Genomic DNA, 22,689 nt, shown 5'->3' on the forward strand with positions numbered 1-22,689 from the left:
AACTAAGAGAAGTATTAATGCAAAAAACAATATTAACAACTGCTAGTTTACTATTTAGCTTAATGTATGTTTCACCCAGTTACTCTCAAGAGCTTAAAGTAGCTTCATGGAATATCGCTTGGTTAGGTTCACATGAGTATAATAAACGAAAAGCTAATGATTATCAGCAATTAGCCGTCTATGCTAAACAACTTGATGCCGATGTGATTGCTTTACAAGAAGTTGAAGATGAAAATTGGGCAAAAAAGGTCTTTGGTAACGAATATGATTTTTATTTTTCGACTAAAGATTGGGTACAACGTGTTGGTGTGGCCGTTAAAAAATCAGCGGGCTTAACGGTTGTTGCCAAAGAGTATAAAGCATTAAATGTTACCCGTGTTAGACATGGTATGGATTTAACCTTATCTCGAAATGGTAAAGAAATTAGATTACTTGCCGTACATTTAAAGTCTGGTTGTTTTGCTTTACCGCTCGATAGCAAAAATCTCGCAGCAATGCCAAGTAGTACGGATAAAGAATTAAGAGTAAAAGAGGCCTGCACTACATTAAGTATGCAAATAGACCCGCTTGAAAGTTGGGTTGATGAGCGTGCTAAAGATGACGAAGCTTTTATTGTGCTTGGCGATTTTAACCGCAGATTCTCACAAGATGTAAGTCAGAAACATGCTGAAGATCAAGGCTTATGGCAAGCACTAGACGATGAAGGCAATGAAGCGCTTTGGACACCAACAATGACCAAAGAGTCTGCTTGTTGGGGCGGTTACTACAAAGATTATATCGACCATATTGTTTTTAACCCTAGCGCTAAAAATATGTATGTCGAAAACTCTTTTGAACAATTAGTTTTCAAAGAAAAATATACCCGAGAGCTTGCTAATACATTAACAGACCATTGCCCTATTTCGGTTAAAGTAAAGCTTTAAACATTTAACAAGGATTTTGAGCTAAAATAGACAACAGACATAAACCGTTGCTAGTGTTAACTAGCAACACTTTATATAATCAGGACAATACACCCACATGTATAATAAGCAACTGCCACTTATAGACCTTCACCGACATTTAGACGGAAACATTCGCCCTAAAACTGTTTGGCAATTAGCTCAGAAAAATAATATTGCCTTACCTGAAACTAATTTCGAAGACTTTCTACCCCATATTAAAATTACTGACAATGAAGCCGACCTCCTCGCTTTTTTAAAGAAGTTAGATTGGGGCGTGCAAGTACTCTCTTCATTAGATGATGTTATACGCATTGGTTATGAAAATGTTGAAGATGCTTATCTGGCTAATATTGATTATGCAGAATTACGTTTTTCACCTTTTTACATCGCTATGACCCATCAACTTCCTATTGAAGGTGTTGTGGAAGCGATTATTGAAGGGGTTAATCAAGGCCGTAAAAAGTATCCGACCAAAATAAATTTAATTGGTATTTTGAGCCGTACTTTTGGAGTAGACAATTGCGAAATTGAGCTCAACGCCCTTTTAGCTCACAAAGATAATATTGTTGCGCTTGACTTAGCTGGCGACGAGTATAATTTTCCTGGTAGCCTTTTTGAACATCATTTTAAGAAAGCATCGCATGCTGGTTTACAAATAACTGTACACGCAGGTGAAGCTGCCGGACCAGAAAGCGTTTGGCATGCGATAGAAAAACTTGGAGCAACCAGAATTGGTCACGGTGTCGCTTGTGTAAAAGATCAAAAACTTATGGACTATATGCTTAAGCATAATATTGGTCTTGAGTCTTGCCTGACGTCTAATTATCAAACAGGTACAATAAAAGATTTAACTCAGCACCCGGTAAAAACCTTTTTAGCTAATGGTCTTAATGTTTGTTTAAATACCGATGACCCTGCTGTTGAGAACATTGAGCTTGAAGATGAATTTAACCTTGCCAGTAACTTACTTAAACTTAGTCAGGCACAAATCACGCAATTACAAAGTAATGCCATTGAAATGAGTTTTTTAAGCCATGAAGAAAAACAAAAATTACGCCAATTAAAACTATAGCGCAAAGGTAATGTCGCGATTATCAATTTTATTGGTTGTTGTTAACCCTAATGATTAATAGATAATTGATCGTTACTGTACTTAGTATTATCATAACCATATTAACTTTTAGGCGATATTTAAAATCGCCATAAACATTTTTCAGTAAAAAATCCTTGATAGCAGTTTGATCCCATCAGGTCTGGCTAGAAACTTACTGAGTTACACTTAAAAACTAAAGGATAACTCTTATGCCAACACCACATATTGAAGCTCAAGCAGGCGATTTTGCAAAAACTGTATTAATGCCAGGCGACCCACTTCGCGCTAAATATATTGCCGATAATTTCTTAGAAAATGTTAAATGCGTAACACGTGTTCGTAACATGTTTGGCTACACGGGTACCTATAAAGGCAAGCCTATCTCAGTAATGGGTTCTGGAATGGGGATCCCTAGCGTTTCAATATACGCGACTGAACTTTACAAAGACTACGGCGTTGAAAGTATTATCCGTATCGGCTCTTGTGGCGCTGTTCGTGATGACATAAAAGTGCGTGACATTGTAATTGGTATGGCAGCAAGTACCGACTCTAACGTTAATAGACAGCGTTTTCATGGTGTTGATTTTGCAGCATGTGCAGATTTTTCATTATTAAAAAGTGTTGTAGATACTGCTGAGCGTTTAAATAAACCTGTCCGTGTTGGTAATATTTTTACCGCTGATTTATTTTATACCCCACAGCCTGAAATGTTTGCCACCATGGAAAAATATGGGATTTTAGCGGTAGAAATGGAAGCCGCTGGTCTTTATGGCGTTGCAGCCGAATACGGTAAAAAAGCATTAACAGTTTTAACCGTAAGCGATCATATTAAAACGGGTGAACAAACTACAGCAGATGAGCGCGAAACCACCTTTAAAGACATGATGGAATTAACCTTAGAAAGTATTCTATAACGTTGTAACCGTTCATCCTGAACATTGTCGTTCTTTCATCGACGTACATGGAAGCACTAATGCACGTCGATGGCATGGATGCCTAAGAACTGCCATGGCACCACGACTTACCATTCATCCTGAACATAAAAAGGGGTTAGCATTTTTGCTCCCCCCTTTTTTATAACAATTATTTATAACAATAAAAGCTTTTAATCAATCACACTTCGCTACTTATTATTAAAATTAAGCTCGGTTAAAAAGCTAGTACCATATTCCATTTTTTCGACATTAAACATCTCAGCTATGGTTTGCCCTAAATCAGCAAAGGTTGCTCGTTTACCTAAATTTACCGAAGCAATATTGTGATGATAAGCTAGTACCGGCACATACTCACGAGTATGATCGCTACCTGGCCATGTGGGGTCACACCCATGGTCAGCAGTTAAAAACAGCACGTCGTTATCGGTCATCGCATTAAGTACTTCAGGGATGCGGAGATCGAAGGCTTCAAGCTCTTGTGCATAACCAACAGGATTACGTCTATGGCCAAAGTCTTGGTCAAAATTAACCAAATTAGTAAATATTAACGAATTATCTACTGCGCTATTAATATGTTTAATACTGGCATCGAGTAAAGCATCTAAGCCGGTTGCTTTGGTTTTTTCGCTAATACCTTGATGTGCAAAAATATCAGCAATCTTACCAACGCTGATCACATGTGTACCGGCATCAAAAATTTTATCGAGTACGGTTGGTGCTGGAGGTAATACCGAATAATCACGGCGGTTACCTGTTCGAGAAAAGTTGTCGGGGTTGTCACCGATAAAAGGTCTCGCAATAACGCGTCCTATATTAAGCCCTTCGAGTTCGGCTCTCACCGTTTCGCAATACTTATAAAGATTATCTAGACCAAAATGTTCTTCATGTGCGGCAACCTGAAAAACACTATCCGCTGAGGTATAACAAATAGGTAAACCGGTTTTTATATGCTCCTGTCCTAATTTCTCTAAAATAACGGTACCTGATGCATGACAATTGCCGAGCATATCGCTAAAACCAGTAGCTTTATTAACTTTATTAATCAGGTCAACAGGAAAGGCATTTTCTTTATCTGTGAAATATCCCCAATCAAATAAAACGGGTACACCTGCCATTTCCCAATGACCACTAGGGGTATCTTTGCCGGTACTTATTTCTTGTGCGAAACCATAAGCCCCTTTTTGAGGTTCACCACCTTGCTGTGGAAAATCGGTGTTTGATGCTTCATGGCTAGCTTTAAATAATCCCAAACTTGCCAAGTTAGGTAAGTTTATCGCTTTGCCTGTCTCTGCATAATATGCTTTAGCGAGGTTAGCAAGGGTATTTGCGCCTACATCACCAAACTCAGCTGCATCAGCAGAGTAACCGATACCAAAACTGTCTATTACTAAAACTATTGCGCGGGCCATAGCATTTCCTTTATGATCATATTTTCAATATATATTGATAAATAGCAGAATAAAACATGACCACATGGTCAAGTTGTGCTAATTTACCACCTTTTGAAAATGGGGTAAATGATGCTTTAAAATATACGCGAATAAAGTAACGTATTTTTGATCATTTAACCGTAAAAGTATAAAATTAGCGTTAATTACTATCACATTATCACTAATGATAGGATTAAAACCATTTCTGAAGCTGAATTATCGACAGGCATAAACAATTGAACGCAAATAAACCGACAATCATTACAATCACAGGTCCATCAGCATCGGGTAAAACCCTTTTTGCGCATACTATTCACGACGAACTTATCGATGAATTAGGTGAAGACGGTATTTCCATTCTTAGTGAAGACGCTTACTATCGCGACCAATCACATTTGTCGATGTCTGAACGTGAACAAACAAACTATGACAACCCCAGTGCTTTTGAGCATGACTTGTTAACTGAGCATTTAAAAAAAATCACTGAAAACAAATCAATAGACGTCCCGATTTATTGTTATAAAACACATACACGTTTAAATGAAACACGGGTGTTTACACCAACAAAAATTGTGCTGGTTGAAGGTATTTTACTCCTGTCAAATAAAGCACTTAGAGATCAGTTTGACATAAAAGTCTACATGGATACGCCACTTGATATCTGTTTGGTTCGTCGAATTAAACGTGATCTAATAGAACGAAACAGAAGTGTTGAGTCAGTAACAAATCAATATCTAGAAACAGTTAGACCTATGTACTATCAATTTATTGAACCCTCCAAAGCTTGGGCTGATATAGTGATCACCCGAGGCGGAAAGAACAGAATGGCGATAGAAGTACTTAAAGCAAAAATTCGTCAACTGTCAAAATTACCACTACAAAAATAACAATAACAATAACAATAAAAATATTAAGGGGTATCCATGGATTTTGCCGCATTTAGAGGGGTAATAGGCATATTTGTTTTATTAGCGATTGCCTATGGAATTTCGAAAAGTAGAAAAGATATTAACTTTCGCACAGTAGGTTTTGCATTTTTGCTACAACTGTTACTCGGTGCTTTTGTTTTATATGTCCCCTTTGGCAAAGACGTGTTAACCACGATCACTTCAAGTGTACAAAGTGTTATTGATAGTGCCAAGGTCGGTATAAACTTCCTCTTTGGCGGCTTAGGCACCGACGCTATGTACGATAACGGTGTCGGCTTTGTTTTTGCTGTGCGTGTGTTACCTAATATTATTTTCTTCTCTTCATTAATCGCCGTACTTTATTATCTTGGCATTATGCAGTGGGTTATCAAAATTATTGGTGGTAGTTTACAAAAGCTATTAAAAACCAGTAAACCCGAATCGCTTTCAGCGACTGCTAATATCTTTGTTGGCCAAACAGAAGCGCCTTTAGTTGTCCGTCCTTATATCGCTAAGATGACCCAGTCTGAGCTGTTTGCCATTATGGTTGGCGGCTTAGCCTCTGTTGCTGGTTCTATTATGGCTGGTTATGCGGGTTTAGGCATAGAGCTTAAATACCTAATAGCGGCGTCGTTTATGGCGGCACCGGGTGGCTTACTGATGGCTAAAATCATTTGCCCTGAAACAGAGCCTGAAAAAATTGTTCAAGACTCGGTAGACTTTGATGAAGGTGATGAAAAACCCGCTAATGTTATTGATGCCGCAGCATCTGGCGCAGCATCTGGATTAAAACTCGCGGTTAATGTTGGTGCGATGCTTTTAGCTTTTATTGCTTTAATTGCTCTCCTTAATACGATTGTTGGCGGTATTAGTGGTTTATTTGGATACGATAATATTACCATCGAACTTATTTTAGGCTACGTGTTTGCCCCTTTCGCTTTCATAATTGGTGTACCGGTTAATGAAATGCTACAAGCAGGTAGTTTTATTGGCCAAAAAGTTGTGGTCAATGAATTTTTTGCTTATGTCAATTTTGTTGAGATAAAAGATACACTTTCACCGGTAACCCAAGCCATTGTCACCTTTGCATTATGTGGCTTTGCTAACTTATCTTCCATCGCAATTTTATTAGGTGGTATTGGTTCAATGGCGCCGAGTCGCCGACGTGATATCGCACGGCTTGGCATGCACGCGATGTTAGCGGCAACCTTAGCTAATTTAATGAGCGCAGCTATTGCTGGCGTATTCATTTCTTTATAAATAATTGATAGGAAAATAAACGTTATGTCTGACCTTAAAGCCATCGCTCAACGCGCACTTTCGTTAATTGATTTGACAAGTTTAACTGATAGTGAAACAGAAGAAGAAATTATAACCTTGTGTAGACAAGCAAATTCTATAGGTGGCGTGACGGCTGCTATCTGTATTTATCCTCGCTTTGTGCCTTTGGCAAAAAAGACTTTAAAAGCGCAACAAACACCACAGATAAAAATTGCTACCGTCACTAACTTCCCACACGGTAATGATGATATAGATATCGCTTTAGCTGAAACACAAGCGGCTGTTGCATACGGCGCCGACGAAGTCGATTTGGTTTTTCCTTACCGAGCATTAATGCAAGGTAATGAAGCCATTGGTTTTGATATGGTCAAAGTATGTAAACAAGCGTGTGGCGAATTTGCTAAATTGAAGGTAATTATTGAAACGGGTGAGCTTAAATCAGCGGCCTTGATTGAACAAGCCAGTGAAATTGCAATTAATGCCGGTGCTGACTTTATCAAAACCTCAACGGGGAAAGTTGCGGTAAATGCAACACCAGAAGCCGCCCAAATAATGCTTGAAGTGATTAAAAACAAAAATATCAATGTTGGTTTTAAACCCGCAGGCGGTGTTAAAAACGCAGCAGATGCAGCAGTTTATCTTGCTTTAGCAGATAGCATCTTAGGTAATGAGTGGGCTGATAATAATCACTTTCGCTTTGGTGCAAGTAGCTTACTTAACAGTTTACTTGACACGCTAGGACACAGCACAGAAAACACCTCAGCAACTAACTACTGATCTCCTTTGATAAAGAAGTAACTCATGGCACAACTGTATTTTTATTATTCATCAATGAATGCGGGTAAATCTACTCATTTGCTGCAATCGTCTTATAATTACCGAGAGCGGGGGTTAACTACCGCAATTTATACGGCGCAGATTGATGATAGATTCGCCAAAGGCAAAGTCGCTTCGCGCCTAGGTATAGACGCAGATGCTTTCTTATTTGATGATAACATCAATATGTTTACTGAGATAAAAGATAAACATCAAGCTGCTAAAATTGATTGTGTATTGATTGATGAGGCACAGTTTTTGTCAACTGAACAAGTTAAGCAGTTAACGGATGTTGTCGATCTCTTACATATTCCCGTGTTAGCTTACGGAATAAGAACTGACTTTCTTGGTGAAACTTTTTCAGGCAGTGCTGCCCTGCTTGCTTGGGCCGATAAACTCGTCGAGTTAAAAACAATTTGTCATTGTGGTCGCAAAGCCAATTTTGTTATCAGACAAGATGAAAATGGTGTGCCAGTTAAAGTAGGTCAGCAAGTAGAAGTTGGTGGTAATGAACGTTATGAACCATTATGTCGAGCCCATTTTAAGCAATTAGTCTGGTGAAAAAACCAGGCTGCGCTTATTACTAACAATATATTCAACTAGATTTCCCCCTGTACCTGTAAAACAAACAAGGAATATTCCATGTCAGTTTTTGAAAGTTCTCATCCACTGGTTAAACACAAAGTCAGTTTATTACGCGATAATAATATTTCCGTCAAAGCCTTTCGAGAGTTGACCAAAGAGATATCAATGTTATTAACGGTTGAAGCAACGCAAAACCTTAGTATTAAAAATATCCCTTTAACCTGTTGGTCTGGTGAAATTTCAGTGCCAATTCTTGCTGATAAACAGCCGACACTCGTACCTATTTTACGTGCTGGTTTAGGTATGCTTGAAGGTTCACTGTCAATACTGCCTTGTGCAAAAATCAGTGTTGTTGGCATACAACGTAATGAAGAAACATTAGAGCCAGAAAGTTATTACGAAAATATTATCTCGGATATAGAAAGTCGAACAGCGATTATTATTGATCCTATGCTAGCAACTGGTGGCACCGCATTAGCAACCATAGAATTATTAAAAGCATCAGGATGTAAAACAATTATTGCACTATTTATGGTTGCCGCACCGGAAGGGATAAAGTTGATCCATGATGCTCACCCAGATGTGACTTTAACGATTGGTGCAATTGATGAGAAACTTAACGAGCAAGGTTATATTTTGCCGGGTCTAGGCGATGCAGGTGATAAAATATTTGGTACTTTATAATAAATGATACCTGTTTAAACTAATCACTTTTGTAAGAAGTGATTAGTTAGCATGAAATTATATATTGTAGCCTTGTTTATAACGGTCTTATTTAATAAATAACCGGCGGTAATTCCGGGCTATCTTCTGAATAAGTGATAGCCTGTTTAAATTGCTCTGCTGCTAATAACGCTGAGTTTTCGTCTTTGGCGTGAACACGAGCAATAACCTCACCATTATTAACTTGCACACCTAGCGGTAAAATCCTGTCAAAGCCGACACTATGGTTAACTTTTTGTTTTGGCGCAGTTCTGCCGCCGCCTAACCCTACCACTGACATACCGATATCACGGGTATTCATTTGAGCTAAATAACCATGCTGGCTGGCTTTGACTTCCATAATAATGGCCGCTTTATTCATCGAGCCCCATGGATTTTCAACAAAATCTTTTGGTCCACCCAAAGCTGCTATCATGCGCTCAAATATCTCAGCCGCTTTACCTGAATGAAGGGCTTTATCAATTTTAAGATAAGCGGTTTGCTCATCACTGGCTAAACCTGAATTCACTAACATCGCACAGGCCAACGTTTTAACGACTTTATGTAAACGAGGTTCGCGTTGTTTACCAGTCAGATATTTAGCGGTTTCATACATTTCGATGGCATTACCGGCACTGGTGCCTAATACTTGATTCATATCGGTGATAATCGCTTGCGTGTTAACTCCTGCACCATTGGCGACACTAGAAATACTCTCGGCAAGTGCTTTAGCATCTTCAAGAGATGACATCATCGCACCATTACCAACTTTTACATCCATCACTAAAGTATCAAGACCTGCGGCAAGTTTCTTAGATAAAATTGAAGCGGTTATCAAAGGAATAGATTCAACCGTCGCGGTAACATCACGAATACCATAAAGACGTTTGTCTGCTGGCGCTAAATTGTCAGTTTGCGAAATAATGGCTACGCCTACGTCTTTAACAATGCGCTTAAACTCACTAATTGTTGGCTCGACATTAAAACCAGCAATACTTTCTAATTTATCTGAAGTACCTCCGGTATGCCCTAACCCTCTGCCGGAGATCATCGGTACATAAGCACCACAAGCAGAAACAATTGCAGCCAACATAAAGCTGACTTTATCTCCTACGCCACCCGTAGAGTGTTTATCAACGATGGGGGCATCGTAGCCCTCCCAAGAGAGTACATCACCCGAGTTCATCATTGCGGTGGTCAGCGTTACTTTTTCTTCAACTGATAATCCTTGCTGAAAAATTGCCATGGCCATTGCACCCACTTGGCTGTCAGAAAAACTACCGTCAACTAAACCATTAACAAAGTCATGGATTTGGCTGTCATTGAGGATTTTGCCATCGCGCTTAGTGCGAATAATTTCTTGGGGTAACATCATTGATGAATATCCTTAAATGTCTAATAAATCTTTGGGTGTAAAAGCATCAGGTAAAAGTTCTGCGACACTCCACACTTGTTGCTGGTCTTTGTGATTAAAGGCAATAACAGGTGCTGACTGTTCAAAAAACTCAGCAATAACTTGTCGGCATGCGCCACACGGTGGTGTCATTCTTTCTTGCTCGGTATAAATAACGATCATTTGAAAGCTTTGCTCACCTTTAATTACCGCATGGCTAATGCAATTGCGTTCTGCACAGACCGTTAAACCGTATGAGGCATTTTCAACGTTACACCCTTGGACAATAGTACCGGAAGTGGTCAAAGCCGCAGCACCAACATGAAACTTACTATAAGGCGCATAAGCGTTAAGATAAGCCTGTTTTGCGGCTATTTTTAATTCAGCAGGTATTTTTATGGTTTGTTTATTCATTATTGTAAAGGTTCAAGAGTTATTTAGGCTGTCAGAATACCATAGCTGACCAAGTGGTCAAGTAATGCATTAAAGGTATCGCTAACCTGTTTGATTTTTTTGTAAAAAAAAGCCCTTTAGTAAACTAAAGGGCTTTTATATCAGTATTTTAAGGTGTTATTAGAACTTGTAGCTAACACCTACTTTTATACGCCATGCTGAATCAGTCGTATAAAATTTATTATCTGCGTAACTACCATCATCATTTTGTGAGATAGGTCGGCCATATACATATTTTCTTGTCGCTGGGTCAACAGTAAATTCAACTAACTCTTGAGTACCAAAGTCACTTCCGTATACTTTACCTTTGCTGCTATCAATAAGATTTAATAGGTTATCAACAGTTAAGTAAACCATACCTTTGTGATCTTCTTGAAATCCTGGGATTTCTTGACGAATACTTAAATCAAGTGTTGTTACCCATGGTGTAGTTATTACGCCTTTTGGTAAGTAACCACCCGCATATTTGTCTAAACCTAGGTTATTAATCGCTTCAAAGAAGTTAGCTTCATTTTCTGGTGAAGTGAAAACAACATTAGTATCACCTGGTGTAGGGATATAAGGTAAGAACGAATCGTTTGTAGTACCTGGGCTTAATAAGTCATAAGGGTCGCGACCTGGACCACTTCTTCCATCTACGTCATTTCCGTCAGCATAGAAAGTTACTGGCTTACCTGAACGGCGTTCGAAGAACAAGTTGATGTTGGTTTTGTAGCCAGCAACAAATTCAGTTTCATAACCTAAGTTAACAACAAATCTGTGTTCTGTTTCAAAGCCAGAGCGACCTACTTCAGCGTCATTACGGTTAATAACCGTATTATAACCAAAGTTACTGCCTGCAGTTGCACTTGTACTTGTATGCGCATCAGTGACGTCTTGATTAGTGTAAGATGTTGTTAAACGAACACCACTGTCCCAATCTTTGTTTAAAACCATGCTAAAGATTTTAGAACGGCCATCTTTACCAGCATTTGTTAACATTAAGTCGGTAATTGAACCATCGGCATCGTCATAGATAGTACGACCGCCGTCTGCTGTAGTGCCATCTTCATCACCCAACAAACTTGCATCTTGCCAAAAAGCAGTATTCTCTGACTTTTTGTATAAGTATTCAGTGGTTAATAAAAAGTTGTCACCTAACACTGGAATATCAAAGCGGTAATCAAGAGCTATCTGGTAGCGCCAATCAGACGGCAAATCAAAGCTTGGGTCAACAAAGTTTGTACCTGCATATGTGGTTGAATTAGCTACTGCGTCTTTATCTTCTTGACGTGGACCGCTAATATCTACATTTTCAAAGGTACCGTTTGCAAAAACTTTACCGATGCCAACGCCTGGGTTTGAATAAGAGTTAGATACCCAAACAGTTGGTTGACCACCAGAATAACGACCAACACCACCGCGAACGATAAGGTCATCACTTGCATCCCACTTAATACCAAAGCGTGGTAAGAAGATACCTGTGCCATCTAAGTTATCAGTATTGTCGAAACCTGTACGCGCTTTAGATTGTTCGTTATAGATAGGCGTGTCGCTAGACGCTAACATTTCATATCTTAAACCCATGTCGATAGTGATATCGTCATTGAACATCCATTCATCCTGAATGAAAAAAGCATGCTCATCACGGACAAATGAAGCGGCTGCGTCATTTGGATCTAAGCTCGTTGCATTTTGGTAGATAACTCTGTTTGCAACTTTGTTTTCAAAGTCTTCAATACTACCAAATCGGTAATCGCCTTTGGTGTTTTGTAAAAACAAGTTAAAAATATCTAAACGTTTAAACTGGTAACCAAAACTTAAACTGTGGTCGCCCACTAAGTAATCACCGTCTAAAGACATGATAAAAGTCTTTTTACGTAAATCGTTAGAGTGGCGAGAGTGATCTGCACCAATGGCGATATCACCAGAGTCAGCTTGGATTACGGTATCAGAAAAATCACCTAATGATGCTTGAGTCGTTGGGTTATCAAGGTAAGTTAAGCTAAGTTGTGTTGAAAAATCGTCATTCCAATCAGAGTAAAGTTTAAACGCGTAGTTGTTTAACTCTTCAGTTCTATCATACCAATGCGAAGATAAACGTAATTCACGGCCAAATGTAGATTGGTTACGTGTGCTGTTACCTTTAGTGTATTGGTAAGTGAACGCTGAACGATGGTTTTCGTTGATGTTCCAATCTAACTTCAACAATAATTTTTCATCGTCGACTTTAGGAGATAAATCCCATTCGCCTGGCTCTACGCCATAGACTTCACGAGCAATTCTTTGTACTTCTAGAACGTCAGCTACGTTGGCTTCAGTTGGGTTAGGTACATTAGCGCCATCTGGTCCCCACTCTACAGTCGATGTTGCTTCGTAATATTCGTATGAAGCGAAGAAGAATAATTCATCTTCAATAATAGCGCCACCTAGGGTTGCACCAAAAGTTGTTTCATCAAAATCTAATGGCGCTTCGTCTTCGCCATTTTTTGGCGTACCGGCCATGCTGTCATTTTGAGTTTCATAAAAGAATGAACCTGACAACTCGTTAGTACCTGATTTTGTTACTGCGTTAATTTTAGCGCCTTGGAAACCACTGTCCTTTGCGTTGAAAGGAGTAACATCAATAGTTACCTGTTCAATCGCGTCAAGAGAAATAGGTGAACGCGTTGTAGGGTAACCATTGGCATTCAGACCAAAGTCATCATTTTGGCTAATACCGTCAACACTGATGCTGTTAAATCTTGGGTTAGTACCGGCAACACTTAACTCGCCATCTTTAGAAGATAAAACGGCTAAAGGGTTATTACGAACGATATCTTTAATATCACGATCGAAACTTGGAGCATTAACAATATCATCAGCACCAAAATAACTGTTACTACCAATATTGTTAGAAAAAAGCTTGCTACCTGTTACAGAAATACGCTCAACATCATCCATAGCTTCAAGTTTTGCATTTAAACGAAAAGTATCGCCAAGTGTTAAAAAGATGTCTCTATAAACAGTAACACCTTTTTCGCCAGTGATTTTAATCGTGTAAGGACCGCCTACGCGAAGACCTTTACTTGAAAAATTACCAGCGTCGTTAGAAGTAGTAAGCGTTTTTGTGCCTGAAGGTTCGTGGATGATTTCAATTTTTGCATTAACTGAAATAGCACCCGCTGAATTTTCAATACTACCTCGAATAGCGGAGGAGGTATCGTTTGCCATAGCAGAAGTCGATAAGCCAAGTGCAAAAATAACTGCACTTGAAATAAGTGAGAGACGTTGAGTGTTCATCGGTTATTCCTTGATTACGTTTTTAAGTGTTGACGACTTATTATTTTTTTAGCAACCAAAAAACCTAACCAGTTGCTCTGTTTTTAATTTCGGATGAAATTAGACCAGATTTTTATTACATTTTCATTACATATTTTCAGAGTTTTTGAAATTCAAATGGTATCTGTTAGCGATTAAAAAAAACAAAATCAAAAGAGGACAATAAAAAACATTAAGAAACAACAAGATGTGTTGTAAAACTAGCACTATCACTGACATTGATAATGAAGATGCTCTTTATATAAGATATTATTATTAACAGGCATATTTACTGGTCATTTAGTTATAAGGTTTTATGTCTGATGAAGATAAGAAATACAACATAATAAACAATTAGTCATGTATACATAGCTTTAAGCTCAATACAGTTCACTAATCAACGAGAATTCACCTGCAGGTGAATTAAAAAACATCAACTAAAGCACTAAAGTTCCCTTTCATATAAATGGCTAAACATTTATAGTAGAATTCCATCGAAAAATGGAATTTAATGACTTAAGTCAGTGATAAAATAAAGATAAGTATAACAAACCATAAAAGTTAACTATTTGGTCAACAGGTAGTATAAAAGTAAAATTATAATAACGATTTAACTTAAAAATGTTTTATTTATGCATTTTAAATATTGAGCAACTTAATGAAAAATAACAAAGAAATAAAGAAAACAGGGAATATTCGAGCGCTGAGCCAACACAAGATATTAATTGCGGCTAGTACTGAATTTGTTTTACAAGGTTATAAAGGCGCTACGGTACAGTCAATTGCAGATAGGGCTAGCCTGCCTAAGGCCAATATACTTTACTATTTCAAGAATAAAGAAAACATTTACCATGCCGTACTCGAACATACCTTACAAATGTGGGATGAAGGTATTGGTGATATAAATCCTGAAGATGGCCCGAAAGCGGCGATTGAAAAATTTATTGAAGCGAAAGTAAGGATGTCTTTTAAGCACCCCGAATCTTCAAAAATATATGCGATGGAGATTATTCAAGGTGCGCAACACTTGAAAGATTTTGCCCGTACCTATCAAAGAAAGTGGGTCAGAGAGAAAGCTCAACTTTTCCAGCAATGGATAGATAATGGCGAAATGCGAGATGTTAACCCAATTCATTTGATTTTTCTTATTTGGTCAGCAACCCAACATTATGCTGATTTTGAAACACAAATATTAACCATCATGAATAGGGCTGATTACGAAGATGAAGATGTAGAAGATGTTATCGCTTTCTTAACTGACATGATTTTGCGTGGCTGTGGTTTACATTAAAGTTGACATAAAAACCCCTTTACCTATTACAATAACATTAGCGAACTTATATGAGCACATTACAAGCAACCCCACTCAAAGTCGCAACATTTAATGTAAGTATGGAGGCTTTAAATTATCAATCTCAGCAAAGTTCTGAACCTAGTACCCTTTTAAATAAAGCTCTGCAAGTAGCTTTAGACAGTGATCATCAACAAATTAAAAATATTGCAGAAATAATTCAGCGTAATAATCCAGATATTCTTTTACTAAATGAATTTGATAATCCAGAGAATAGTGAAAATAATCACCACCACTCCTTAAAAACTTTCATTAAAGGTTATTTGAACAAAAGCCAAAATGGACAAAAAGCAATTGATTTTCCTTTTTTTTATCAAGGGCCCGTTAATACGGGTGTCAACTCAGGCTATGATCTAGATGGCAATGGCAAACAAGGCGTTTTACCGGGGGATGGTTTTGGTTACGGACACTTCTCAGGCCACTTTGGTATGGTACTATTGTCAAAGTACCCGATTAATATTGCAGACATTCGCACCTTTCAGTACTTTAAATGGCGAGATATGCCCAACGCCCTGCAACCTTTTGATCCTAAAACTTCAACCCCTTGGTTTAGTGATGACGCTTGGCAAAATATGCGCTTATCGTCTAAATCTCACTGGGATATTCCGGTCCAAGTTAACGGGCACGTAGTTCATATCTTAGCAAGCCACCCTACACCACCAGTATTTGATGGGCCAGAAGATAGAAACGGTAAACGTAACCATGATGAAATTCGTTTTTGGGCGGATTACCTCTCGCCTGAAAAATCAGCTTATATCTATGATGACAAGGGTGATAAAGGCGGTTTAACCCTCCCAGCACCTTTTGTTATTCTTGGTGATTTAAATGCCTCTAATGTTGATGGTAATGCTATAAGTTCTGGGATTTCAAGCTTACTAAATCACGATAAAATTCAAGATGCACTACATCAAAGTGAAGGGGGAAAGCGGCACAGTAAAAACAACCAAAATGCTAAGTGACATACCGCCTTTTGGCGAATGAGAGCCGATTACGCGTTACCATCAAAATTCGGTTTTATTATCGAAAAATCAGGTATTTATTGGCCAACAGTAAATAAAGAAACTTTTAGGCTAATAAAAGACAGAGCAGCATCTTCCGATCATCGTATGGTGTGGATTGACCTGTTATTGAACAATGAATAGTTAGCTAAAATTATCACAAATCCTTATTAATTATTAATACTAATAAAAGAAGAAAAAAATGAAAAAACTCCTTTCAGCTGTCAGCATCATACTTGCATTAACAGCCTGTGAAAAAATAACAAATGAACCAGTCGTTACTTTATCTGAAGTAAAGGTTATGGAAAACATACCAGCACCAAAAAATATTATTATGGTGATAGCCGATGGTATGGGACCCGCTTACACAACATCATACCGATACTTTAATGATGACCCAGCAACTGACATTATAGAGGAAACAGTATTTGACCGTTTGCTTGTGGGCTCGGCAAGTACTTATCCAGCAAGTATTTCTGGTGTGGTAACCGATTCAGCCGCGGGTGCTACAGCACTTGCTACGGGTTTTAAAACCTACAACGGCGCAATTGCTTTAGACGTTAATAAAAAAAGTGTCGAAACCGTACTTGAGTTTGCTAAAAAACAAGGTAAAAAGACGGGTGTGGTCGTTACATCACAAATAAACCATGCAACCCCTGCAGGATATTTAACACACAATGAAAGTAGAAATAATTATAATGCCATTGCTGATAGCTATATAGATAACGGTATAAAGGCTGATGTTTATTTTGGGGGTGGCTGGAAGTACTTTCTTCGTGAAGATAGAAATTTGATTGAAGAATTTAAAGCTTCAGGCTTTCAGTATATTGATAACTACCAAGCATTGAACACGCTTAAGGCAAATATGCCTGTTATTGGTCTTTTTGATGATACGGGTTTACCGTCGGCCTTAGATGATAGTGACCCATATCGTTTATCGGTCATGACAAAAGTTGCCATTAAACAGCTAGAAAATAGTAACGGTTATTTTATGCTTGTTGAAGCTAGCCAAATAGATTGGGCCGGTCACTCTAATGATATTGCCACAGCAATGGCGGAAATGTCAGATTTAGCTAAAACGATGGAATACTTAGAAGAGTATGTAAAACATAACCCTGATACCTTAGTCATCTTAACAGCTGATCACAGTACTGGTGGTTTAACAGTCGGTGCTAATGGCAAATATGAATGGCACCCTGAAATTCTACGAACCATGAAAAGTTCGCCAAGCACAATAGCTAAACAATTAACTGATAGCAAAATAACACAACAAGGATTAAGTGAATTACTTAACTTCGACGTAACAAAAAATGAAGTTGAGCAAATACAAGCAGCAAAGGTATTCGCTATTGCTGAAATAGCCGCTTACAAATTGCTTGCTGAGCAAGAAAAGCTAAAAACTAAAAAACCAACCATAAATGACATCATCGCAAGTGCAATTAAAAACATTATAGATATTAGAACAAACACTGGTTGGACATCAGGTGGTCACACCGCAATAGATGTTCCTTTACATACACTAGGTAAAGGCAGTGAAGTATTAAAGGGCAAAGTTGATAATACCGATATCGCCAAACAAATATTTATATTACTCGGTAAAAACTAACCGCTAGCTTTATAAAATAAAACAGCGGCTAATGGAGATTAGCCGTTTTTTTTGTGCTTAAAAACTAGACTCGCCTTTTATAAAAACACGCATCTCATCAAAAAACATTTTGTTGATTAGAGAGTATCGATACCTTTACTATCTTATTTTATTTGGATAACCCCGCTAGAAAGAGCAGCTAACCCCTCTTCCTCATTGTTAACCTCTCCTTAAACAGCGTAGTCATAGCAACCCCAAAGACCCTGTATTAGCTTGGTTATAACATTATTGCTTATCTGTAACTATATAATTTAACTTTTCATTGTTTCCTCATTTATAAAGAGTCTAGCAATAAGTAACCAATCACTTCCCCTTGCACCTGGAGTTACCGGGGTTGCTATCACAGTGCTTTGCGGGGTTGCCAGGGTTATCAATTATGGAATCACGGGGTTGTCAGAGTTATTAAGTTATTGCCACAAGGGGTTGTTGGGGTTACACTTAAGTAGGCTAATAAAAGAGGTAATAACAATGAAATACCCTATCGTATTAAAGAAAATAATTGGCGTTGAAAACTACAAGACGTACGTACCTGATTTACCCGGTTGTGAAGGTAACGGGGTAAGTATTGATGTCTCTTTAAATAATATTAATGACAGTATTGCTGCACATCTTTCTATATTGGCTGAATATGGTGAAGCCATTCCACACGCAACAACGATTGAAAATCATCTCGCAGCCTACCCAAATGTTATCTGGTGTATTATTGATATCGACATAACACCCTATTTAGGCAAGAGCCATAAAATCAATGTCACATTGCCGGAATTGTTGATCAAACAAATTGATAACCGAGTCAGTAAATCCTCAGCCTATAAAACACGTTCTGGCTTTATCGCCAGTGCATGTATCAGTGAGTTAAATAAATAAGAATTTTTCCTGAATTATTATTTATAAATTCAGGAAAAAATAAGAAGGAGTAAGACGTAACAACGTTCATAGAGATAAACGCTGCCAGGTGAGTTATGAGGATTATTAAAGCAAGTGCTATAAATTGATAATAGTATTTTATTGTTAGGCTTGTTTGATAAACATCACAGCCCGATAAACTTTATCAATAAAACAAGCAACAAATAGGTTAAACCAACCAACTTATTTCTCGTTCTATCTATGCTTGAGGGTAAAGCTATGCCGTTAAGTCCGGGCAGTTATTGAAGATACATCGACGCTCGAAACGGCTTTATTGATGTCTATTTCAAAACCAAGTTGAGCAATCATAGGTGCTGGAATAAGTGTTTTGAGTTGAGCTATATTTTCAGTAAGATAATTCATTGGCTCGGCGCAATTTGCTACCCATCCAATACAATCAAGACCATCGGCTACTATTGCTTCATAGGTGAGTACCGCATGATTTAAACACCCTAGTTTCATATTCACCACTAATATGACCTGCTGTTTTGTTTGCTGTACAAATTCAGACAAAAACTTACCTTTACCTAAAGGTAATCGCCAACCTCCAGCACCTTCGGTAATGACAATATCGCAGGCCCTAGCAATAACACTATCGTAACCTGCATTTATATCAGCAAGTTTAATGTCAACACTCATTAAAGCAGCGGCGATGTGTGGAGCTATCGGCTGTTCAAATGCAATAGGGTTAATTTCACTAATACCTTGTCCACAGTTTGCTTGTTGCAACAATAATTGTGCATCTTCATTTACCAGTATTTCACCCTGCGCTGTATGCTTAAGCGCACACCCTGCAGATATAGGTTTAAATACAGCAACTTGATAATCTTTTTTGACTAAAGCTGCGGTCAGTATTTGCGCAAAATAGGTTTTTCCAGCATCAGTATCTGTGGCAGTAATAAAAATTTTAAGCATTTAATTTTACCAGAATTGCAGAATACACTTTATAAGTTGCCGGATAAATACCACTAGGCTCTTGAAAGTTTTGGTAACTGTTAGTCATTTTTTGCCATTTATCTTTACCCGCTAAACCTTTGCCTTTCTGTTTAGGGACATGATTTGCGCCAAGCCCTTTCAGTTCTCGCGCCAGATGTATAACATTTTGATATTCTAATACTAGGTCCTGAGATTTTTGTTCAAGTAATTTACATGAGGCCTTATCAAAAATAGCTTTTAGGTCTGCCTGTGTTTTAAAGTCAATCACGTGTTGTTCATCATCGACTTGTGCCCAAGATGATTTTAATTCATGTAATGTGCCATCGAGTAAGGTTGAAAATATAAACAATCCTCCTGGTTTGAGCACCCTTAAAATTTCTTCAATAATAACATCGAGTGGATCACACCACTGAATAACCAAATTAGAATAAATAACATCAATCGTGTTGGCTTTAAAAGGCAAGTAATAAGCATCAGCTTCTAACCAGCAGATCTCCTTACTCCGATTTTCCTGAGCAAAAGACAGCATTTTAGCTGAAATATCAACACCAATAGTTTGCTGAAATTTACTGGCGAGAATATCAGTAAAAAAACCGGTACCTGAGCCCAAGTCAACGACGGTTAGATCTGAACGATTGGGTAATAAAGACATTAAGTTTTTACCCGTATAGCGTTGTAATCGAGATGAAATATCATACGACTGACTGGCTAAGCCAAAGGACTTGGCTATTTTAATTCTGTTTAATACTTCAGGCATTAACCTAAGACCTCATTTAAACAATCGGCTAAGTAATTGATATCGCTTTCCTTATGGCTGGCCGTTATGGTTACGCGTAACCGAGAGCTATTTTTAGCAACCGTTGGTGGGCGTATCGCGGTTAGCCAAATACCTCTGTTTTTCAAATATTGACATATTTCTAGTGTTCTTTTTTCGCTGCCAATTACAATAGCGTGAATAGAAGACGACGACGGAATTATTGTTATTTGACTATCAAGTTTAGTTGATAAAAGTGCACTTAATTCGATGATGTGATCTCTGCGCCAAGACTCATTTTGAACAAGCTTGATGCTGGCCTTCGTCGCCCAAGCAACAGCTGGAGATATCGCTGTTGAATAAATATAATGACGAGAAAAATTGACTAAGTAATCATAAACATCTTCATCACAAGCGATAAATGCGCCACTGGTGGCTAAAGCTTTACCAAAGGTTGCCATAACAATATCGACCTGACCAAAGCTACTACTGCCCTGACCGGTATGACCAACAATACCAATACTATGCGCATCATCCATGTAAAGCATAGCTTGTTGCTGCTTGGCAATATTAATTAACTGAGTAACGTCTGCACGATTGCCATCCATGCTAAAAACACCTTCAGAAATGATAAGTTTATTTTCAAAAAGACTTTTAGCGAGATGTTGCTCAAGCTGTTGGTGATCATTATGTAAATAACGCTTCACGGAAGCTTCACTTGCCAGTGCACCATCGATTAAAGAAGCGTGACTTAATTTGTCTAAAATAAATTGGCAGTCTTTTTTACCCAATGCTTGTAATACACCGGAATTAGCCGCAAAACCACTGCTATAAAGTAAGCACCTTGGTTTATTTAACCACTGACAAACTTCATCTTCTAGGGCTTGGTGTGCATAATGAAAACCAGTGATCAAACTTGAAGCGCTCGCGCAGCTGCCGTATTTATCGACACCTTCTTGCAAGGCTTTATTTATTAAAGGATGATGATTTAAGCCGAGATAATCATTAGAAGAAAAATTTAAATAACGTTTTCCTGCAACAACAACCTCCCGACCATTTTGCTCACTGATACATTGGCGTTGGCGATATTGTGATTTTTCTTTTTGCTGAGCGACTTGCTCAGCAATAAAGTTAAAAGACATAGATTTCAGCTTGGCTCTTGGTCTGTAAATTAACGTTAAAGCGCAGCGTCGTAAAAAAGTTCTTTATTTTGCTGATTGACAACCGCAGTCGTTATCTTTTGCTCGGTGTCTATATCATCAGTGGCCACTGTTTCAGTGTTAATGCCCAATTTTGCAAATAACTGCATATCTTTATTGGCTTCAGGGTTGCCTGTCGTTAACAATTTGCAACCGTAAAATATTGAGTTGGCACCGGCTAAGAAACACATTGCTTGCATTTGCTCATTCATTGCATCGCGTCCAGCTGATAAACGCACATGGCTTTTAGGCATCATGATACGAGCAACCGCAATACAACGAACAAAATCAAAAGCTTCTAAATCGTCAACATCTGCGAGTGGTGTTCCGGCAATTTTTACCAGCATATTAATAGGAACACTTTCTGGATGCTTAGGCAAGTTGGCTAATTGTGCTAAAAATGAAGCTCTGTCTTGAGCATTTTCACCTAAACCAACAATACCACCGCTACAAACTTTCATGCCCGAATCACGGACATTTTGTAGTGTATCTAATCGGTCTTGGTAGCTGCGCGTGGTGATAATAGAGTTATAATGTTCAGGCGAAGTATCCAAGTTGTGGTTATAATAATCTAACCCGGCTTCTTGTAATTCATCGGCCTGACCACCGTTAATCATACCTAATGTCATACAGGTCTCTAAGCCAAGTGCCTTAACACCTTTAACCATCTCTAGTACAAAAGGCATATCGCGAGCTTTAGGATTTCTCCAGCCTGCCCCCATACAAAAACGCGTCGAACCTTGTTCTTTTGCTACTTTTGCAGCTTCTAATACTTTTTCAACTTCCATCAAGCGTTCTTTTTGAACATCAGTATTATAACGTGCACTTTGCGAGCAATATTTACAATCTTCCGGGCAAGCACCGGTTTTGATTGATAATAAGGTACTCACTTGTACTTCATTGGGATTAAAGTGTTCACGATGAACGGTTTGAGCTTGAAACATAAGGTCACTAAAAGGTATAGCAAATAATGCTTCCACTTCTGCTATTGACCAATCATGACGAGGTATATTCGTTTGTGACATGTGAAACCTTTACTGTAAAATGTAAATGTGAAAATTGCATCGCTAAATATTAGCAG

20 protein-coding genes are annotated in these 22,689 nt (G+C 38.3%); 12 read left to right on the forward strand and 8 right to left on the reverse strand.

The features are described from left to right. Positions 1-17 precede the first annotated feature (17 nt). From ESZ26_RS13945 to deoD, 3 genes are all read left to right on the forward strand, one after another. Complete coding sequence (locus ESZ26_RS13945) at positions 18-923, forward strand: endonuclease/exonuclease/phosphatase family protein (RefSeq protein WP_146800084.1); 906 nt, start codon at positions 18-20, stop codon at positions 921-923. 97 nt (positions 924-1,020) lie between these two features. Beyond that, positions 1,021-2,016 (forward strand): adenosine deaminase, encoded by a 996-nt coding sequence (add, locus tag ESZ26_RS13950; protein WP_146800085.1) that lies wholly within the window; start codon positions 1,021-1,023, stop codon positions 2,014-2,016. Positions 2,017-2,246: 230 nt separating this feature from the next. Continuing rightward, complete coding sequence (gene deoD / locus ESZ26_RS13955) at positions 2,247-2,951, forward strand: purine-nucleoside phosphorylase (RefSeq protein WP_146800086.1); 705 nt, start codon at positions 2,247-2,249, stop codon at positions 2,949-2,951. 209 nt (positions 2,952-3,160) lie between these two features. Here deoD and ESZ26_RS13960 read toward each other — a convergent pair whose 3' ends face one another. Continuing rightward, the gene (locus tag ESZ26_RS13960; protein WP_146800087.1) at positions 3,161-4,381 is read right to left on the reverse strand and encodes a phosphopentomutase; all 1,221 of its coding nucleotides are present in this window, start codon (positions 4,379-4,381) and stop codon (positions 3,161-3,163) included. A gap of 257 nt (positions 4,382-4,638) precedes the next feature. Between ESZ26_RS13960 and udk the strand changes: the two genes are divergently transcribed. From udk to upp, 5 genes are all read left to right on the forward strand, one after another. After that, positions 4,639-5,289 carry a uridine kinase gene (gene udk / locus ESZ26_RS13965; protein ID WP_146800088.1) on the forward strand — a complete coding sequence of 217 codons (651 nt, stop codon included), beginning with the start codon at positions 4,639-4,641 and terminating at the stop codon, positions 5,287-5,289. Positions 5,290-5,325: 36 nt separating this feature from the next. Then, entirely contained in the window at positions 5,326-6,570 is a 1,245-nt protein-coding gene (locus tag ESZ26_RS13970) for a NupC/NupG family nucleoside CNT transporter (protein WP_146800089.1), read from the forward strand. Between the two features lie 24 nt (positions 6,571-6,594). Next, positions 6,595-7,368, forward strand: coding sequence for a deoxyribose-phosphate aldolase (gene deoC, locus ESZ26_RS13975; protein ID WP_146800090.1), 774 nt, complete (start codon positions 6,595-6,597; stop codon positions 7,366-7,368). Positions 7,369-7,392: 24 nt separating this feature from the next. Next, positions 7,393-7,968: a thymidine kinase gene (locus ESZ26_RS13980; RefSeq protein WP_146800091.1), complete on the forward strand. Its 576-nt coding sequence runs from the start codon at positions 7,393-7,395 to the stop codon at positions 7,966-7,968. 81 nt (positions 7,969-8,049) lie between these two features. Then, positions 8,050-8,676 carry a uracil phosphoribosyltransferase gene (gene upp / locus ESZ26_RS13985; protein WP_146800092.1) on the forward strand — a complete coding sequence of 209 codons (627 nt, stop codon included), beginning with the start codon at positions 8,050-8,052 and terminating at the stop codon, positions 8,674-8,676. Between the two features lie 91 nt (positions 8,677-8,767). Here the strand turns inward: upp and deoA are convergent, their stop codons facing one another. The 3 genes from deoA to ESZ26_RS14000 all read right to left on the reverse strand — a co-directional run bounded on the left by deoA (position 8,768) and on the right by ESZ26_RS14000 (position 13,801). Further along, positions 8,768-10,069 carry a thymidine phosphorylase gene (gene deoA, locus ESZ26_RS13990; RefSeq protein WP_211361233.1) on the reverse strand — a complete coding sequence of 434 codons (1,302 nt, stop codon included), beginning with the start codon at positions 10,067-10,069 and terminating at the stop codon, positions 8,768-8,770. Positions 10,070-10,081: 12 nt separating this feature from the next. Then, positions 10,082-10,501 carry a cytidine deaminase gene (locus ESZ26_RS13995; RefSeq protein ID WP_146800093.1) on the reverse strand — a complete coding sequence of 140 codons (420 nt, stop codon included), beginning with the start codon at positions 10,499-10,501 and terminating at the stop codon, positions 10,082-10,084. Between the two features lie 159 nt (positions 10,502-10,660). Then, entirely contained in the window at positions 10,661-13,801 is a 3,141-nt protein-coding gene (locus tag ESZ26_RS14000; RefSeq protein WP_146800094.1) for a TonB-dependent receptor, read from the reverse strand. A 676-nt stretch (positions 13,802-14,477) separates the two neighbouring features. On the opposite strand from ESZ26_RS14000, the gene ESZ26_RS14005 reads away from it, so the two are divergent. The 4 genes from ESZ26_RS14005 (at position 14,478) to ESZ26_RS14020 (ending at position 18,680) form a co-directional block, all read left to right on the forward strand. Then, the gene (locus tag ESZ26_RS14005; protein WP_146800095.1) at positions 14,478-15,110 is read left to right on the forward strand and encodes a TetR/AcrR family transcriptional regulator; all 633 of its coding nucleotides are present in this window, start codon (positions 14,478-14,480) and stop codon (positions 15,108-15,110) included. 50 nt (positions 15,111-15,160) lie between these two features. Further along, positions 15,161-16,129 (forward strand): endonuclease/exonuclease/phosphatase family protein, encoded by a 969-nt coding sequence (locus ESZ26_RS14010; RefSeq protein ID WP_317615692.1) that lies wholly within the window; start codon positions 15,161-15,163, stop codon positions 16,127-16,129. A 241-nt stretch (positions 16,130-16,370) separates the two neighbouring features. Beyond that, on the forward strand, positions 16,371-17,774 hold the full coding sequence (locus ESZ26_RS14015) for an alkaline phosphatase (RefSeq protein ID WP_146800096.1): 1,404 nt from the start codon (positions 16,371-16,373) through the stop codon (positions 17,772-17,774). A 507-nt stretch (positions 17,775-18,281) separates the two neighbouring features. Beyond that, positions 18,282-18,680, forward strand: a complete 399-nt coding sequence (locus ESZ26_RS14020) for a type II toxin-antitoxin system HicB family antitoxin (protein ID WP_146800097.1) — start codon at positions 18,282-18,284, stop codon at positions 18,678-18,680. A gap of 264 nt (positions 18,681-18,944) precedes the next feature. Here ESZ26_RS14020 and bioD read toward each other — a convergent pair whose 3' ends face one another. The 4 genes from bioD to bioB are packed head-to-tail and all read right to left on the reverse strand — an operon-like array spanning position 18,945 to position 22,633. Beyond that, positions 18,945-19,634, reverse strand: a complete 690-nt coding sequence (gene bioD, locus ESZ26_RS14025; RefSeq protein WP_146800098.1) for a dethiobiotin synthase — start codon at positions 19,632-19,634, stop codon at positions 18,945-18,947. Next, entirely contained in the window at positions 19,627-20,412 is a 786-nt protein-coding gene (bioC, locus tag ESZ26_RS14030) for a malonyl-ACP O-methyltransferase BioC (protein ID WP_146800099.1), read from the reverse strand. The genes bioD and bioC overlap by 8 nt, the downstream gene beginning before the upstream one ends. Further along, positions 20,412-21,551, reverse strand: coding sequence for an aminotransferase class I/II-fold pyridoxal phosphate-dependent enzyme (locus ESZ26_RS14035; protein WP_146800100.1), 1,140 nt, complete (start codon positions 21,549-21,551; stop codon positions 20,412-20,414). The genes bioC and ESZ26_RS14035 overlap by 1 nt, the downstream gene beginning before the upstream one ends. A 35-nt stretch (positions 21,552-21,586) precedes the next feature. Beyond that, complete coding sequence (bioB, locus tag ESZ26_RS14040) at positions 21,587-22,633, reverse strand: biotin synthase BioB (RefSeq protein ID WP_146800101.1); 1,047 nt, start codon at positions 22,631-22,633, stop codon at positions 21,587-21,589. Positions 22,634-22,689: the final 56 nt, after the last annotated feature.

Origin of the sequence: Colwellia hornerae (assembly GCF_007954355.1) — a bacterium.
GTDB classification, from domain to species: domain Bacteria; phylum Pseudomonadota; class Gammaproteobacteria; order Enterobacterales; family Alteromonadaceae; genus Colwellia_A; species Colwellia_A hornerae.